This is a genomic window from Streptomyces sp. Act143 (assembly GCF_003143935.1).
Taxonomy (GTDB): Bacteria; Actinomycetota; Actinomycetes; order Streptomycetales; family Streptomycetaceae; genus Streptomyces.
This window is the reverse complement of the sequence record NZ_QFRX01000001.1, coordinates 2,746,080-2,762,358: the sequence shown is the minus strand read 5'-3', so window position 1 is coordinate 2,762,358 and position 16,279 is coordinate 2,746,080. Positions and strand designations below refer to the sequence as shown.

Here is a 16,279-nt window from a genome sequence, read left to right as displayed (position 1 = left end):
CGTATCGACAAAGTGATGACCAAGCGACGGCCAAGCCACGGCACAGTCCCTGCGCCCGAACGAGTGAGGCCGAAGGTGACGGTCAGCGCGACTGCGGCCCGCGCCGCTGCGGCAGCGTCACCACCGACGCGTCGCCCGGACCGGCCGGCGGCAGCCCCGCGACCTGCGCCAGCAGATCGCACCAGGACGCCAGATGACCCGCCGTGTCCGGCACCCCGCCCAGCCCCTCGCGGGGCGTCCAGGAGGCCCGGATCTCGATCTGCGAGGCCGCCGGACGTTCGGCGAGACCGCCGAAGTAGTGGGAGCTGGCCCGGGTGACCGTGCCGCTCGGCTCCCCGCAGGCCAGCCCGCGCGCCTGGAGCGCGCCGGTCAGCCACGACCAGCACACGTCCGGCAGCAGCGGATCGGCCGCCATCTCCGGCTCCAGCTCCGCGCGCACCAGCGTCACCAGCCGGAAGGTACCCCGCCAGGCGTCGTGCCCGTCCGGGTCGTGCAGCAGCACCAGCCGGCCGTCCGCCAGGTCCTGGTCGCCGTCGACGACCGTCGCCTCCAGCGCGTACGCGAACGGCGCGAGCCGCTGCGGGGCCCGTGTCGGCTCCACCTCGATCTGCGGCCTGAGCCGCGCGGCCCGCAGCGCGTCGACGGCGGCCCGGAAGGGCAGCGGAGCCTCACCGCTCGTATCCCGGTCCCCCTCCTTCGCGTCGTCCATTCCGCCAGTGCCGTCCGACAGTCGTCCTTGAGCCGCAGCCATGCCGGAAGGTTAAGGGGAACCGGGCCCCGGTGCGGGCCTAGACACCCGGACAACGGGCGGCACGTCACGAGCGGCCCGCCGCCGGCACCGGGCGCTCGGCACCCGTGGAGCCGTGCGAAACTTGCCGACGTGAGTGCTAACCAGACGCCGCCGTCCGCCACGTACGACTCCGCCTTCCTCAAGGCCTGCCGGCGCGAGCCCGTGCCGCACACGCCCGTGTGGTTCATGCGGCAGGCCGGGCGCTCACTGCCGGAGTACCGCAAGGTCCGCGAGGGCGTCCCGATGCTCGAGTCCTGCATGCGGCCCGAGCTGGTCACCGAGATCACCCTCCAGCCGGTCCGCCGGCACAACGTGGACGCGGCGATCTACTTCAGCGACATCGTCGTCCCGCTCAAGGCCATCGGCATCGACCTCGACATCAAGCCCGGCGTCGGCCCGGTCGTCGAGAAGCCCATCCGCACCCGTGCCGACCTGGCCCAGCTGCGCGACCTCACCCCCGAGGACGTCTCCTACGTCACCGAGGCCATCGGCCTGCTGACCGCCGAGCTCGGCGCCACCCCGCTCATCGGTTTCGCGGGCGCGCCTTTCACCCTCGCGAGTTACCTCGTCGAGGGCGGCCCGTCGCGCACGTACGAGAACGCCAAGGCGATGATGTACGGCGACCCGGAGCTCTGGGCCGACCTGCTGGACCGCCTCGCCGACATCACGGCCGCCTTCCTCAAGGTGCAGATCGAGGCGGGTGCCTCCGCCGTGCAGCTCTTCGACTCCTGGGCCGGCGCCCTCGCCCCCGTCGACTACCGCCGCTCGGTGATGGCCGCCTCCGCGAAGGTCTTCCGGGCCGTCGAGCCCTACGGCGTCCCGCGCATCCACTTCGGTGTCGGCACCGGTGAGCTGCTCGGTCTCATGGGCGAGGCCGGCGCGGACGTCGTCGGCGTCGACTGGCGCGTCCCGCTCGACGAGGCCGTCCGCCGGGTCGGCCCCGGCAAGGCGCTCCAGGGCAACCTCGACCCGACCGTCCTGTTCGCCGGCACCGACGCCGTCGAGGCCAAGACCCGCGAGGTCCTGGAGACGGCGAAGGACCTGGAGGGCCACGTCTTCAACCTCGGCCACGGCGTCATGCCGTCCACCGACCCGGACGCGCTGACCCGGCTCGTGGAGTACGTCCACACGCAGACGGCCCGCTGACCTACCACGTGTGCCGGGGCCGCGCCTTCCTGCCGAACAGCAGGCCGCGCGGTTCCGGCGGCGGGGTCGTACCCGCCTTGAGCGGCCAGGCGAGCAGCATGCCCACCAGGAAGCCCACGATGTGCGCCGCGTACGCCACCGTCCCCGCGTCCGAGACGCCCTCGCCGGACGAGTAGACGGCCTGGAGCACGAACCAGAAGCCCAGTACCAGCCAGGCCGGCAGCCTGAGTGGCAGGAAGACCAGGAACGGCACGAGCACCCACACCCTGGCCTTCGGATACAGCACCAGATAGGCGCCCAGCACCCCCGCGATGGCGCCGGACGCGCCGATCAGCGGGTCGCCGGAGTCGTCGTTGAGGAGCGCGAAGCCGTACGACGCCGCGTAGCCGCAGACGACGTAGAACAGCGCGAAGCGCACATGGCCCATGCGGTCCTCGACGTTGTTGCCGAAGATCATCAGGAACAGCATGTTGCCCAGCAGGTGCAGCCAGCCGCCGTGCAGGAACATCGCGGTGAACACCGACACGAACGGCGACTTGTCGTAGCCCGGCGGGCCCACCACGCAGCCCCTGCCGCCCGGACCCACGTCACCGGTGGGCACCAGCCGGGGCAGCTGCTGGTGGATCAGCTCCTGCGGCACCGCGGCGTAATGGTCCAGGAACGCCTGCAGATGGCAGAGCTGGGACAGGCTGCTGTCACCCGCCACGGAGCCGGCCAGGCCGGGCGTGTACAGGAAGACCAGCACGTTCGCGGCGATGAGCGCATACGTCACCACAGGGGTGCGGCGCACCGGGTTCACGTCATGGACGGGGATGACCACAAGGGGAATGTGCCCCCGATACGGACCGTGAATCGGTCCCGCGCCCGGTGAACACCCGCACGCGCGCGTGCGTATGAGTTCTCAACCGACGTGAGGAACAGGCGATGAACGACCGAGTTACTCCTCCGCTCCACGCGCTGCCCGACGGCGAGGCCGAGCTCGCCGTCGTGCTGCGGCTGCCCTGGGAGGACGTCGCCCGACTGGGCCAGGATGCCGGGCGGCTGGCCGCGCAGATGCAGCGGCCGGTGACGCTGGACGAGGCGGTGAGCCATCGGCTGCGGTCGTCCCGGGCCTCGGCCGCCCATGCCAAGCCCGCGGGCGAACAGCCCCCCGCCGTGCCCTCCGCCGTGCCCGCGAGCGCGTCCGTGTCCTCGCTGCCGCGGCCCCCGGCGGAGCAGGCCCGGCAGGCCATCGAGCGGATCAACGGCACCGGCGCCTAACTCAGCACCGCCTTGGCGGCCTTGCGGGCCGCCACCAGCACCGGGTCCCACACCGGGCTGAACGGTGGGGCGTAGCCCAGGTCCAGGGCCGTCATCTGCTCCACCGTCATCCCGGCCGTCAACGCCACCGCCGCGATGTCCACCCGCTTGCCCGCGCCCTCCCTCCCGACGATCTGCACGCCCAGCAGCCGGCCCGTGCGGCGTTCGGCGAGCATCTTCACCGTCATGGGGGAGGCGCCGGGGTAGTAGCCCGCGCGGGACGTGGACTCGATGGTGACCGTCTCGTACTGGAGGCCGACCCGGCGCGCGTCCTTCTCGCGCAGACCGGTGCGGGCGATCTCCAGGTCGCAGACCTTGCTCACCGCCGTGCCGACCACCCCGGGGAAGGTCGCGTAACCGCCGCCCACGTTGGCGCCGATGACCTGGCCGTGCTTGTTGGCGTGGGTGCCGAGCGCGATGTGCCGCTCCTGGCCGGAGACCAGGTCGAGGACCTCCACGCAGTCGCCGCCCGCCCAGATGTTCTCGTGCCCGCGCACCCGCATGGCCAGGTCGGTCAGCAGCCCGCCGTGCCGCCCCAGCGGCAGCCCCGCCGCCCCGGCCAGCGAGGTCTCCGGCCGGACGCCGATGCCCAGCACCACCACGTCCGCCGGGTACTCGGCGCCCTCCGTGGCCACCGCGCGCACCCGGCCGTCGGCGCCGGTGAGGACCTTGGTGACCGCGGCATCGTTGACCATGGTGATGCCGAGGCCCTCCATCGCCTCGTGCACCAGGCGGCCCATGTCCGGGTCGAGGGTCGACATCGGCTCGCTGCCGCGGTTGACGACCGTCACCTCGTAGCCGCGGTTGATGAGCGCCTCGGCCATCTCGACGCCGATGTAACCGGCGCCGACCACCACCGCCCTGCGCCCACGCGTGCGTGCCAGCGTGTCGAGCAGCGCCTGACCGTCGTCCAGGGTCTGCACCCCATGGACACCGGGCGCGTTGGCCCCCGGCATCTCCGGCCGGACGGGACGGGCGCCGGTCGCGATCACGAGTTTGTCGTACGACGTCCAGGACTCGGCCCCGGACTCGACGTCACGCGCGCGTACCCGCTGCCCGGCCACGTCGATCTCCGTGACCTCCGTGCGCATGCGCAGGTCGATGTCCCGCGCCCGGTGCTCCTGCGGCGTCCGGGCGATCAGCTCGTCCCGCTCCTCGACGTCGCCGCCCACCCAGTACGGGATGCCGCAGGCCGAGAAGGACGTGAAGTGCCCCCGCTCGAACGCCACGATCTCCAGTGCGCCGGGCCCCTTCATGCGGCGGGCCTGCGACGCCGCGGACATCCCCGCGGCGTCGCCGCCGATCACGACCAGTCGTTCCCTCGCAGCGCTCATGCTCATGCGAACACGCTACGTGGAGCGGGCATTTCAGTCCCGTTCGCCGTTCTGCTCCTCCCCGGGGACGGGACGGGCGACCGGGAGAGGGCCCATGGCGCTCGTCGCGCTCGCCGGGGCCGGGCGGCGCGACCGCCGGGGCCGGAGCAGGCGCAGCCACGCCAGCAGGAGCAGCGCCGCCACCGCGGCGAAGGGAAGCACCGCGGCCAGCGCCACCACGAACCACCGCAGCATCGTCACGAACGCGTCCCAGCCGCCCGACAGGGCGTCCATGACTCCCGGATCGTCGTCCTCGGCGGCCTTCGCCACCGGCTTCTCGGACAGCGACAGCGTGATGGTGGCCAGGCTCGTGCGGTCCTTCAGGGACGCCTGGCGGGCCAGCAGCGCCTCCAGATCGGCCTGACGCGTGCTCAGTTCCCCCTCCAGGGTGACCACATCGCTCAGCTTGGTGGCCCGGTCCATCAGCTCACGGATGCGGGCCACGCTCGCCCGCTGCGTCCTGATACGGCTCTCCACGTCGACTACCTGGTCGGTGACGTCCTGCGCCTTCGCCGAGCGCTCCAGCAGCTTGCCCGCGCCCTCCAGGTCGGCCAGCACCTCCTCGTACCGGTCGACGGGCACCCGCAGCGTCACCTGCGTCTCCTCGGCGCCGCCCGCGTCCCGGAAGGTGGACTCCTTGCCGACGTAGCCGCCCGCGTTCTCGGCGGTGGTGCGGGCCCTGTCGAGGGCCTTGGGCACGTTCTTGACCTGCACGGTCAGGGCGGCCGTGCGGATGATGCGGCTCACCGGGAGGCTGGGCGCGCTGCTCGCCTGCCTGCCGCCGCTGCCGCTGTCGGCGGCGCCGCCCGGGGCGGCCTCCTTCGCGTCCGTCAGCGCGGCGCTGTCGCTGCCGGAACTGCCGTCGGAGGAGTCGGAGCCGGAGCCGGAGCAGCCGGCCAGGGCCAGTGCGGCGGCCAGCAGGATGCCCGTCAGGGCCCGGACCGGTCGTGCGGAACGTCGTGCGTGCATGGGCTTGCCCCCCGAGGGTGCTGACGACTGACGCTCCTTCGACGCGCGGGCGCCCCGCGACGTTGGGCCGGGGCGGTTCCGATGGGGTCACGGTCGGGACTCGGAAGGGCCAAAGGTCCCTGGCCTCGGTGTCGGTGGCGTCTGAGAGGGTGGAGCCATGAGCGGATCAGCCACGACGGGGCACGTCGTCGTCATCGGAGCCGGCATCGCGGGACTGGCCGCGGCGCACCGGCTGCTCCAGCGCGGGGCACGGGTGACCGTGCTGGAGGCGTCCGGCCGCGTCGGCGGCAAGCTGCTGCCCGGCGAGATCGCCGGCGCGCGCGTGGACCTCGGCGCGGAGTCGATGCTGGCCCGCAGACCGGAGGCCGTCGGCCTCGCCCGTGAGGTGGGCCTCACCGAGCGTCTCCAGCCGCCCGCCACCGCCACCGCCTCGATCTGGACCCGCGGCGCCCTGCGCCCCATGCCCAAGGGCCATGTGATGGGTGTCCCCGGCACCGCCGCCGCCCTCGGGGGCGTCCTGTCCGAGGAGGGCCTCGCCCGCATCGAACGCGACGCCGACCTGCCGCGCACCGAGATCGGCGACGACGTGGCGGTGGGCGAGTACGTCGCCGCGCGGCTCGGCCGCGAGGTCGTCGACCGGCTCATCGAACCCCTCCTCGGCGGGGTGTACGCGGGCGACGCCTACCGCATCTCGATGCGCTCGGCGGTCCCGCAGCTGTTCCAGGCGGCGAAGACCCACACCTCGCTCACCGAGGCCGTCCGCGACATCCAGGCCAGGGCCGCCGCCCACCAGCAGACGGGCCCGGTCTTCATGGGCCTCCGGGGCGGCGTCGGCAGCCTCCCGCTCGCCGTCGCCGAGTCGGTCCGCGCGCGCGGCGGCGAGATCGTCACCGGCGCGCCCGTCACCGGGCTGCGCCGCGAAGGCGCCGGGGGCTGGCGGGTCGTCACCGGCGACCGGACCCTGCACGCCGACTCCGTGATCGTCGCGGTCCCCGCCCCGGCCGCCGCCGACCTGCTGCGCGGCGAGTCCCCCGGGGCCGCCGCCGAGCTGGCCGGCGTCGAGTACGCCTCCATGGCCCTGGTCACCCTCGCCTACCACCGCGCCGACACCGACCTCCCGGCGGGCAGCGGCTTCCTGGTGCCGCCCGTCGACGGCCGCACCATCAAGGCGTCCACGTTCGCCTCCCGGAAGTGGGGCTGGATCGCCGACGAGAACCCGGACGTCGTCGTCCTGCGCACCTCCGTCGGCCGTTACGGCGAGACGGCGATCCTGGAGCGCGAGGACGCCGACCTCGTCGAGGTCTCCCGCCACGACCTCCGCCAGGCCACCGGCCTCGACGCCCGCCCCCTCGAAACCCGCGTCACCCGCTGGACCGACGGTCTGCCCCAGTACCCCGTCGGCCACCACGCGCGCGTGGCCCGCATCCGCGACCACGTGGCCAAGCTTCCCGGCATCGCCGTCTGCGGAGCGCAGTACGACGGCGTCGGCATCCCCGCCTGCATCGCGAGCGCCTACGCCGCGGTGGACCAGGTGTACGGCGACGACCGCGGTGTGCAGGAGCTCACCGCCAACCCGGTGCAGAGTCTGCACGGAGGAGCAGGAGAATAAGGACCATGAGCAACGAAGCCCCCACCCCCGAGGCCGGCCGGATCCCGAACAAGGGCAAGCTGGCCAAGGACCTGAACGAGGTCATCCGTTACACGCTCTGGTCCGTCTTCCAGCTGAAGGACGTCCTCCCCGAGGACCGCGCGGGCTACGCCGACGAGGTCCAGGAGCTGTTCGACCAGCTCGCCGCCAAGGACGTCACCGTCCGCGGCACCTACGACGTGTCCGGCCTGCGCGCCGACGCCGACCTCATGATCTGGTGGCACGCCGAGACCGCCGACCAGCTCCAGGAGGCGTACAACCTCTTCCGCCGCACCAAGCTGGGCCGCGCCCTCACGCCGGTGTGGTCCAACATGGCGCTGCACCGCCCCGCCGAGTTCAACCGCTCGCACATCCCGGCGTTCCTCGCCGACGAGACGCCGCGCAACTACGTCAGCGTCTACCCCTTCGTGCGCTCCTACGACTGGTACCTGCTGCCCGACGAGGACCGTCGCCGCATGCTCGCCGACCACGGCAAGATGGCCCGCGGCTACCCCGACGTCCGAGCCAACACGGTCGCCTCCTTCTCCCTGGGCGACTACGAGTGGCTGCTGGCCTTCGAGGCCGACGAGCTCTACCGCATCGTCGACCTCATGCGTCACCTGCGCGCGTCGGAGGCCCGTATGCACGTCCGCGAGGAGGTCCCCTTCTTCACAGGCCGCCGCAAGGACATCGGGGACCTGGTCGCCGGTCTGGCCTGATCAGCCCCGGGGCCGGGGCTCCGGGTGCGGTGCGCAGGCCGCGCGCCGCACCGGGAGCCGGCCCTCCAACAGGTACGCGTCCACGTACCCGTTGACGCACCGGTTCGGCCCGCCCGCGATGCCGTGCGTCCCGGCGTCCCGCTCGGTCACCAGCACCGACCCGGACAGCCGCCGGTGCAGTTCCAGCGCCCCGTCGTAGGGCGCCGCCGCATCCCGCTCCGCGGCCAGGATCAACGTCGACGGCAGCTCACCCGGCCCCGTCCGCACGTCCAGCGGCTCCTGCCGCGGCGCCTGCCAGTACGCGCAGGGCAGGTTCACCCACACGTTGTCCCACGTCTCGAACGGCGCCACTCGCGCGAGCCGCGTGTTGTCCCGGTCCCACACCTTCCAGTCCGTCGGCCAGGACGCATCGTTGCACTCGACGGCCGTGTACACCGCGTTGGAGTTCTCCGCCTCCTTCGCCGCCTCCGGATGCGGCCCCGCCTGCTGGATCAGCTGCTTCGGGTCGCCCTTCAGGTAGGCCGACAGCGCCTCGGCCCGGTGCGGCCAGTAGTCGTCGTAGTACCCGGCGGTCAGGAACGCCCCCTGCAACTGCCCGGGCCCGACCTTCCCGCCTGCCGGTTCCGCCGCCAGCTGGGCCGCCGCCCGGTCGTAGCTGCGCTGCACCTTCTCGGCCGTGTCGCCGAGCCCGTACACCTTGTCGTGCTTGGCGATCCACTCCCGGAAGTCCGCCCAGCGGCCCTCGAACGCGGCCGACTGGTCGAGGTTGTTGCGGTACCAGATCTGCTCCGGGTCCGGGTTCACCGCCGCGTCGAACACCATCCGCCGCACATGGGAGGGGAACAGGGTCGCGTACAGCGCCCCGAAGTAGGTGCCGTACGAGGCGCCCATGAACGTCAGCTTCTCCTCGCCCAGCGCGGCGCGCAGGACGTCGAGGTCGCGGGCGTTGTTGAGCGAGGTGTAATGCCGCAGGGCGGCGCCGTTCCGCTTCGCGCAGCCGCGGGCGTACGCCTTCGCCTCGGCGATGCGCTCCTGCTTGTACGACTCCGAGGGGTGCGTCGGCGCCGGTGAGGGCCCCTTGAGGAAGTGCTGGGGGTCCTGGCAGGACAGCGGCGCGGAGCGGCCGACACCGCGCGGGGCGTAGCCGACGAGGTCGTACGCCGCCGCGAGCCGCTTCCACTCGGGCACGTAGCCGATGAGCGGGAAGTACATGCCGGAGGCGCCGGGGCCGCCCGGGTTGTAGACCAGGGAGCCCTGCCTGGGGACCTTGCGCTTGCTGTTGTGCGGGTCCTTCTGGGTGGCCCGGACCCGGCTCACGGTGAGCTTGATCTGCTTGCCGTCGGGGTGCGCGTAGTCGAGCGGGACGGTGACCGTGCCGCACTCCATCGCGGCCGGCAGGTCCTCCGCGTCGGGGCACTCGGCGAAGTCGATGCCGGCCGCCTCGGCGCGGGCGGCGGCCGTCGTGGTGCCGCGCAGCTCGGCCGCGCCGGGAACGGCCGTGGCGCCACCGGCCGGGACAGCGGTGAGGGCGGTCAGGAGCAAGGATCCTGCGGCCGAGTAGAGGGCGGGGGCTCTCATCGCGTATCCCTTCGGTGCACGGCAGCAACAGAAGGGATGTTTCGTTCGGTTGCCGGCGAAGGCAAGCACCGCCCGGCCGGTGTCGGCGCCAATGCCCCCTATGCGCCCCTGGTGTGCCCGGCGCGCCAGTGCTGCTCACGGTCGGCGAAGGCCGCGCGCAGATCCGGCTCACCGACCGCGTGGACGCCCCGTACGGCGACGGTGGTGAGGTACGTGCGGTCGTCGCCGCCCCCGGTGCGGCGGGCGAGGGCGCCGAGGAGCCGCTGGCCGGCGGGGGAGGCCCAGCGCGAGTACGGGTGGACCTCGATGCGGGCGATGGCCAGGCAGCTCAGCGTCAGCGCGAGAGGCAGCGCGAACCAGAGGGCGATCAGCTGGCGCGGCATCTCCGACGGGGCGGGCGTCAGCAGCGCGGTCGCGCCCAGCGCGAGGACGGCCAGCGAGGCGAGCTGCACCTGGCGCACCGCCGCCGCCACCGTCGTACGCGCCCCGTCCGGCACGGCGAGACCCGCGCGGACCAGCCGGTCGGCGAGGCCGCGCACCGGGGCCGCGCCGGCCGCGGCGTCCCGTGCCGGGGTGATGCGGGACTGGCCCTCCGGACCGATGGCCCCGATGACGGAGCGCTCGATCTCGTCCCGGCCGCGCGGGTCGACGACCGTCGCCCAGCCGGTGTGCGCGAGGAGCAGCCGGCGCTGGCGCGCCATCGAGACCATGGTGAGGTCGGCGACCCGCCGGGGGCCGCCGGACAGGAACGCCGCCTCGTACAGCGTCAGATCATGCCCGCGGCCCGCGGCCACTTCTTCCGATTCCACGGCCGCAGCACGTACGGCGGCCAGGCACAACCGGGTGCACGCGGTACCGGCGGCGGCCCAGGCCAGCAGGAGGAGAAGGACCCAGAACATGACGCTGTTCTATGCGAACCGGTCGCGAAGGCGCCATGCCTTGTTCACAATCCGGACGGAGCGTTGCCGGGGCGTGATGTTCCGTTTGGGCGGGGCCGTCTAGGGTGCGCTCGGTGGCGGGCTGGTGGCGGGCGGGGGCAGTGAGTACGTCGGGGACGCCGACGGCGTGACCGGGACGGCCGGGCTCGGGTCGGTCGTCGGGCCGGGCGGGCCGGGGGGCCGGGTGAGCGGGGGAGTGCTGCCCCTGGCCATCTCCTGGGCCAGGGCGTCCCAGTCGACGTACCCGGTGGCCTCCAGGACCTTGATGTGGTCGAGGACGGTCGTGTTCGCGTCGTCGGCGAGGGCGCGCACCAGGGAGTTGCGGGTGGTGGCCCGCACCTCGGCGACGACCGAGAAGACCTTGCCGTGCGCCAGCCGCAGGATATTGGCGAACTGCCGGTCGTACTCGACGCCTTGGGCCGAGCTCAGGGTGGCGAGCCATTGCCGCTGCTGGTCGTTGGGCTCGTCGGGGAGGGCGAGGCCGAGCCGCGAGGCCACGTCGCGCACCCGCTCGTCGAGGAACGTGTGCCCCTCGACGAGGTGCTGCCCCGCCGACCGCACCGCCTGGGTCGTGCCCTTCTGCAGGGCCTGCTGCCCGGCCGGCAGTTCCCACAGTCCGGCGAGGCGGACCTTGGTGACGAACTCCCGGTCGAGCGCGGACAACGGCCCGTAATCCGTCGACACGGTCTGGGCGTCGAGTACGTCCGCCCCCGTCCCGGAACGGTCGGCGTACGACCAGATCGGGAAGACCAGGGCCGCCAGTGTCGCCGCCAGGCCGGTGATGATCAGCCCGGTGCCACTGAAGATGCCTCGGCCGGTGACGGGGGGTCGGGGTCGCATGGTGCCTCCTGCTTCGCAGCACCGCACGCCAGTGCGACTCGGGTGCGCTGTCGGCATGTTACTGCGCGGTCCACGCCGACTGCCGTGCAGGGAGAACCCGGACCGTGCGGTCGCCGCTCAGCGCCGCAGCAGCACCCGACGCGTCGCCCGCGCCAGCCGTACGCCGGGCCGGTGGGAGCGAGGCCGGGACCCCGACCGCTCCAGCCACCACTCCCGCACCTCGGCCAGCGCCCGCCCGTCGCGCACCGCCCCTGCCCCCGCCTGCAGCAGGTGACCGGCGAAGTCCAGCGCGTCCCTGCGGTACCCGCCGGTCATCGGGTGCGCGTGGGCGTAGCCGAGGAACGCGGCCCGGTACTCCGTGCCGAGGATCACCGGCAGTTCGGGCGCGACCTTCGCCACGACGTCCGCCCGCTTCCCGGCCAGCGCCCGCGCCTGCACCCCGAGCCGCACCCGGTCGAACCCCTCGGGCACGGGGGTCCCGGCGACGAGGGCGGACAGCAGCGCGGTCTGCGCGAGGGCGAGGCGCTGGCGGGTGGGGGTGGTGTCGGGGAGGTCAGGGGTCCGGTCGGCGGATGCCGTACGGACCTCCCGCGCCGCCGGCGGCCCCTGCTCCCGCCCTTTTTCCACCGCCCCCCGGATCGCCGCCAACTCCCCCTCCAGCTCGGCCGGTTCCGGGAAGTTCTCGTCACGTTCCAGCAGGACCCCCGGCGGTGACACCCGGGACGCGAGGTCGGTCAGGATGTCGAGGACCGGGCGGGGGACCGGGTGGGCGTGGCTGTCGTGCCAGACGCCGTCCCGTTCGAAGCCGCCCGCCACATGGACGTAGGCGATGGCCTCCAGGGGCAGATCGGCGAGGGCCGCGGCCGGGTCCTCGCCGCGGTTGACGTGGTTGGTGTGCAGGTTGGCGACGTCGATGAGCAGCCGTACGCCGGTACGGTCGGCCAGCTCGTAAAGGAACTGGCCCTCGGTCAGCTCCTCGCCCGGCCAGGAGATCAGCGCGGCGATGTTCTCCACGGCGAGCGGCACGGGCAGCGCGGCCTGGGCGATGCGGACGTTCTCGCACAGCACGTCGAGGGCGTCGCGGGTGCGCGGGACCGGCAGCAGGTGGCCGGCCTCCAGGCGGGGGGAGGCGGTCAGGGGGCCGCCCGCCCGCACGAACGCGATGTGCTCGGTGACCAGGGGGGACCCCAGGGCGGTGGCGCGCTCGGCGAGGGCCGTCAGGCGGCTCTCGTCCGGTCGGTCGGCGCCGCCGAGACCGAGCGAGACACCGTGCGGGACCACGGTCACCCCGCGCTCCCGCAGCCGCCGCAGCGACGCCGGCAGATGGCCGGGGCAGGTGTTCTCGGCCACGACCTCGACCCAGTCGATGCCCGGCATGCGCTCCACGGCGTCCGCGATCTCCGGCCGCCAGCCGATTCCCGTTCCCAGTCGCTTCATCGTCCCCGTCCCCCGTCCCCTCGTCGAGCGGCTTCCTCAGGTGCCCGCCGTGCCGTCTCCTTCGACGCCCTGCCGATCCCGTGTGACGGGGGTATGGCCCCCGGGGCCCGGCCCGAACCACGTCCCTGCGTCTTCAGAGCAACATTTGAGGTTCCGGCCGCCTCGCGGCCGGTTGCTCACGAGGCCTCCGGTACCCCGCCGGACAGGCCCCCGCCCCGTCCGGCACCCCGGCTCACCGCAGCGCCGGATGATCGGCCACGACGGTGCAGGAACCGGGCGCGATCTCCGTGAAGCCCGCGTCCCGTACCAACGGCAGCCCGCTGGAGACGAGTTCAGGCCACCGCGCGGGCTCGGCCGTGCGTACGGCGAGCGGGAAACCGGCGTCCCGCCAGGCCGTTCGCTGCTCCTCCGGCAGTTCCCACCAGGCGAGTTGCGCGCCGTGCCCCGCCTGCGCCATCGCCTTGCCGGCGGACATGTCGAGGTCGGGGCTCATCCACAGCACGGGCACCCCGGGACCGGCGTCCACGGGAGCCTCCGGGTCGTCGAGATCGGTGCCGGACACCTGGAGCCTGGCCAGCTCCTTCGGCCACCCGTCGAGCGGTACCGGCGGGAAGACCCGCACCTCCGCCGACTTCCCGGTGACCGTGATCCCGGGCAGCGCCCCGGCCCTGCGCCACTCGGCGCCCCGGGCCCGCCGCACGACCTTGCGGATGCGGGCGTCCTGCCAGTCCCGCATCGCCTGGGCCCACTCGCCCTCGCCGAGCGACCGCTCGTCGCTGAGAATGAGCAGCACGGCGCGGGCGGCGGTCTCCAGGGCGTCGGTACGGGCGGGAGGATCGGCACGCTCGATGCGTACGACCAGAGGCAGGACGAACTGAGGAGCCTCGTCGCGCGGATTGACGTCGGAGGCGAAAGGACTGGCGTTCACCCGGCCACCCTAAGGGGACACCCGAGGGGCCGCCCGAGGGGACATCATTTCCCCCATGGAACGCGATCTGCGGCTGGACGACATCGGCCGCCGCTACGGCCTGCGCGGCCCCTGGGTGTTACGCGGCGTCAACCTGGTCATAGCGCCGGGCACCCTGACCCGCGTGGAAGGGGAGAACGGCAGCGGCAAGTCCACCCTCCTGCGCGTACTGGCCCGTCTGGACGCCCCCACGGAGGGCCGCGTCACCGGCCGCCCCCGCACCGCCTACGTCCCCGAGCGCTTCCCCTCCGCCCTCCCCTTCACCCCGCACGGCTACCTCACCCACCTCGGCCGGATCCACGGCCTGTCCCAACCGTCGGCCCGCCGCGCCGCCGCCGACTGGCTGGACCGCTTCGGTGCCGCCTCCTACGCCCGCACCCCCATGGCCCAGCTGTCCAAGGGCAGCAGCCAGAAGGTCGCCGTCGCGCAGGCCCTGCTCGCCGAACCGGAACTGCTCGTCCTGGACGAGGCGTGGACCGGCCTCGACACGGGCGCCCGCGCCGAACTGGAACGGGCCGTCGCCGAACGCACCGCGGCCGGCGGGGCGGTGGTGTTCGTCGACCATGACCCGCAGCGCCTCGCGGACGCGACCGACGCGGTGCACGCCGTACGCGAGGGACGCCTCGAACGTCGTACGGCGCCCACGTCCTCCGGCCCGGCGGCCACCGGCCCGTACGCTGTCGTCGAGGCCCAGGGCCCGGTGGGCGGAGGGCTGCCGGAGGGGGCGCACCGTACGGCGGTCTCGGTCGAGGAGACCGCGCCCGGCGCGTATCGGATCACCGTCCCCGCGTCCCACTCGGACGTCCTGTTGCGCACCCTGCTGACGGCCCGCCGGCCCTGGCATGTGGTGAGCGTGCGCCACGAGACACAGAGAGGCGGCCGATGACCGCGCTGCTCCGCTACCAGGCCGCCCTGCTCGTGCGCTCGCAGCGCTGGCTGCCGCCGGTCATCCTGTACGCCGTGTTCCTCGGCGTCGGTGTGCAGAGCGGGCAGCCGGTCCTCGACTCCCTCGGCTACACGGCCGCCGCGCTGCTGCCGGTGGCCGCCTGGCTGGTGCGGATCTGTGTCTCCGGCGAGCCGCCCGCGGCCCGGGCCTGTGTCTGCGCCGCCGCCGGTCCCGCCCGCGCGCATCTCGCCGCGCTGCTGGTGGCGCTGGCCGGCGCGGCGGCGCTCGGCACGGTCGCGACCTTGCTCGTGACGCTGATCAGCGACCCGGTGAGCTCCGACCACCAGATCCGGGTGCCGAGGTTCCCGGCCGGCGGGTCCGGACTGCTCGCGGTGCTGGCCTGCGCGCTGCTCGGCACGGCCGTCGGCGCGCTCACCACCTGGCCGCTGCTGCGCTCACCGGGCCGGGCGGTGCCCGCCATGCTGTTCGCGGCCCTGCTGTCGGTCGTGGTGACCGGTTCCCCGGCCCATGCGGCGGTCAGCGGACTGGTCACGGGCTCCCGGAAGGGGACGGTTCCGCTGCCGCTGCTGCCGTTCGCGGCGGCGGCCCTGGTCACGGCCGGGGCGCTGGCCGTGGCGTGCGCGCTCACCTCCCGCCGCTCACCCTGAACAGGCGGTGCGCTGTGCCTCTTGCCACTCGCAGACCGGGCACAGAGTGATCCCCTTGTAGGCCTCCGGGTACTCCGTCGGCTTCCGGCACAGCACGCACTCCGCGTATGGCGGCCTCTCGGCGACGGGCGGTTTCGGGACCTCGCGGATCGTGCAGTAGTCCTCGCTCATGCCTCCAGCCTAGGACGGCCCGCCTTTTGCCCCGATCAGCTCGGAGACCTTCACGAACCGGTAGCCCCGGGCGCGCAGCTCCGGCACGATCCGGCGCACCGCGCGCTCGGTGGCCGGGGCGGCACTGCGGGTGCAGTGCATGACCACGACGGAACCGGGCCGGACGCCGTCGAGGACCTGCGACGCCACGGCGTCCGCATCCGTCGCGAAGGCGTCCCCGCTCACCACGTCCCACTGCACGGCCGTGACACCGGCCGGGCTGAGCGCCTTGAGCGCCGTACGGTCGTAGCAGCCGCCGGGGAAGCGGAAGTACGGCATCGCGTCCGGCACTCCCGCCCTGCGGAAGGCGGTGTACGCGCGCTCGACGTCGGAGCGCATACGGTCCTCGGACACCCTTGGCAGCCCGTAGCAGTCGCCGGTGAAGGCGTAGTGGCTGTACGAGTGGTTCGCGACCTCGAAGAGCGGGTCCCGCCCGATCGAGCGGGCCTCGGCCGGGTACTCCTCGGCCCATCGCCCGGTCATGAACACGGTCGCGGGCACCTTCAGCCCCCGCAGCGCCGCGATGAGCGAAGGGTTGTCGAAGTGCTCGCCCGCTGCCGCCCGCGCCCCCTGGTCGGCCGTCATGTCGGCGTCGAAGGTGAGGGCGACGGCCTTGTCCCGGGTGCGGGGGCCGTGCTTGAAGACGGGCGTGAGGCCGGCGGGGCCGGGGGCGAGGGTCGGGGGGTGCGAGGGGGCGGCGGAGCGGGCCGGGTGAGCGGGCTTGGTACGGGGTGCCTCGGGGGTGGCGCCGCAGGCGGTGAGGGCGGCTCCGATCGCGCAGACGGCGGCGACTTGTCGTACTCGAATGATCACCGCATGAACATAACGGGGT

At 73.5% G+C, this 16,279-nt stretch carries 17 protein-coding genes; 6 read left to right on the top strand and 11 right to left on the bottom strand.

The window, feature by feature from the left end:
- Window positions 1-82: 82 nt before the first annotated feature.
- Complete coding sequence (locus DI272_RS12375; RefSeq protein ID WP_109495419.1) at window positions 83-751, bottom strand: DUF3000 domain-containing protein; 669 nt, start codon at window positions 749-751, stop codon at window positions 83-85.
- Between the two features lie 129 nt (window positions 752-880).
- Here DI272_RS12375 and hemE point away from each other — a divergent pair, with 129 nt between their 5' ends.
- Window positions 881-1,936, top strand: a complete 1,056-nt coding sequence (gene hemE, locus DI272_RS12370) for a uroporphyrinogen decarboxylase (RefSeq protein ID WP_109495418.1) — start codon at window positions 881-883, stop codon at window positions 1,934-1,936.
- A gap of 1 nt (window position 1,937) precedes the next feature.
- Here hemE and DI272_RS12365 read toward each other — a convergent pair whose 3' ends face one another.
- Window positions 1,938-2,756, bottom strand: a complete 819-nt coding sequence (locus DI272_RS12365) for a rhomboid family intramembrane serine protease (RefSeq protein ID WP_109495417.1) — start codon at window positions 2,754-2,756, stop codon at window positions 1,938-1,940.
- Between the two features lie 104 nt (window positions 2,757-2,860).
- Between DI272_RS12365 and DI272_RS12360 the strand changes: the two genes are divergently transcribed.
- Entirely contained in the window at window positions 2,861-3,196 is a 336-nt protein-coding gene (locus DI272_RS12360; protein ID WP_109495416.1) for a hypothetical protein, read from the top strand.
- Here DI272_RS12360 and DI272_RS12355 read toward each other — a convergent pair.
- Window positions 3,193-4,575, bottom strand: coding sequence for an FAD-dependent oxidoreductase (locus DI272_RS12355; protein WP_109495415.1), 1,383 nt, complete (start codon window positions 4,573-4,575; stop codon window positions 3,193-3,195). The two genes, DI272_RS12360 and DI272_RS12355, sit on opposite strands and share 4 nt — an antisense overlap.
- 27 nt (window positions 4,576-4,602) lie before the next feature.
- On the bottom strand, window positions 4,603-5,577 hold the full coding sequence (locus tag DI272_RS12350) for a DUF4349 domain-containing protein (protein WP_109495414.1): 975 nt from the start codon (window positions 5,575-5,577) through the stop codon (window positions 4,603-4,605).
- Window positions 5,578-5,734: 157 nt separating this feature from the next.
- On the opposite strand from DI272_RS12350, the gene hemG reads away from it, so the two are divergent.
- The gene (hemG, locus tag DI272_RS12345; protein ID WP_109495413.1) at window positions 5,735-7,186 is read left to right on the top strand and encodes a protoporphyrinogen oxidase; all 1,452 of its coding nucleotides are present in this window, start codon (window positions 5,735-5,737) and stop codon (window positions 7,184-7,186) included.
- A gap of 5 nt (window positions 7,187-7,191) precedes the next feature.
- On the top strand, window positions 7,192-7,923 hold the full coding sequence (gene hemQ / locus DI272_RS12340; RefSeq protein WP_109495412.1) for a hydrogen peroxide-dependent heme synthase: 732 nt from the start codon (window positions 7,192-7,194) through the stop codon (window positions 7,921-7,923).
- Here the strand turns inward: hemQ and DI272_RS12335 are convergent, their stop codons facing one another.
- The 5 genes from DI272_RS12335 to DI272_RS12315 all read right to left on the bottom strand — a co-directional run bounded on the left by DI272_RS12335 (window position 7,924) and on the right by DI272_RS12315 (window position 13,644).
- Window positions 7,924-9,501, bottom strand: coding sequence for an alpha/beta hydrolase (locus tag DI272_RS12335; RefSeq protein ID WP_109495411.1), 1,578 nt, complete (start codon window positions 9,499-9,501; stop codon window positions 7,924-7,926).
- Window positions 9,502-9,599: 98 nt separating this feature from the next.
- Window positions 9,600-10,400: a TIGR04222 domain-containing membrane protein gene (locus tag DI272_RS12330; protein WP_109495410.1), complete on the bottom strand. Its 801-nt coding sequence runs from the start codon at window positions 10,398-10,400 to the stop codon at window positions 9,600-9,602.
- A gap of 99 nt (window positions 10,401-10,499) precedes the next feature.
- A complete protein-coding gene (locus tag DI272_RS12325; RefSeq protein ID WP_109495409.1) occupies window positions 10,500-11,279 on the bottom strand; it encodes a DUF4142 domain-containing protein in 780 nt (259 codons plus the stop codon).
- A gap of 117 nt (window positions 11,280-11,396) precedes the next feature.
- Complete coding sequence (locus tag DI272_RS12320; RefSeq protein ID WP_109495408.1) at window positions 11,397-12,716, bottom strand: DUF692 domain-containing protein; 1,320 nt, start codon at window positions 12,714-12,716, stop codon at window positions 11,397-11,399.
- A gap of 232 nt (window positions 12,717-12,948) precedes the next feature.
- Entirely contained in the window at window positions 12,949-13,644 is a 696-nt protein-coding gene (locus tag DI272_RS12315) for a peptidyl-tRNA hydrolase (protein WP_109495407.1), read from the bottom strand.
- A gap of 55 nt (window positions 13,645-13,699) precedes the next feature.
- On the opposite strand from DI272_RS12315, the gene DI272_RS12310 reads away from it, so the two are divergent.
- The gene (locus DI272_RS12310; protein WP_109495406.1) at window positions 13,700-14,569 is read left to right on the top strand and encodes an ABC transporter ATP-binding protein; all 870 of its coding nucleotides are present in this window, start codon (window positions 13,700-13,702) and stop codon (window positions 14,567-14,569) included.
- Entirely contained in the window at window positions 14,566-15,237 is a 672-nt protein-coding gene (locus DI272_RS12305) for an ABC transporter (protein WP_109495405.1), read from the top strand. The genes DI272_RS12310 and DI272_RS12305 overlap by 4 nt, the downstream gene beginning before the upstream one ends.
- On the opposite strand, the gene DI272_RS12300 is transcribed toward DI272_RS12305, so the two are convergent.
- A complete protein-coding gene (locus DI272_RS12300; protein WP_109495404.1) occupies window positions 15,229-15,408 on the bottom strand; it encodes a hypothetical protein in 180 nt (59 codons plus the stop codon). The two genes, DI272_RS12305 and DI272_RS12300, sit on opposite strands and share 9 nt — an antisense overlap.
- A 9-nt stretch (window positions 15,409-15,417) precedes the next feature.
- Window positions 15,418-16,260, bottom strand: a complete 843-nt coding sequence (locus tag DI272_RS12295) for a polysaccharide deacetylase family protein (protein ID WP_109495403.1) — start codon at window positions 16,258-16,260, stop codon at window positions 15,418-15,420.
- Between the last annotated feature and the right edge of the window lie 19 nt (window positions 16,261-16,279).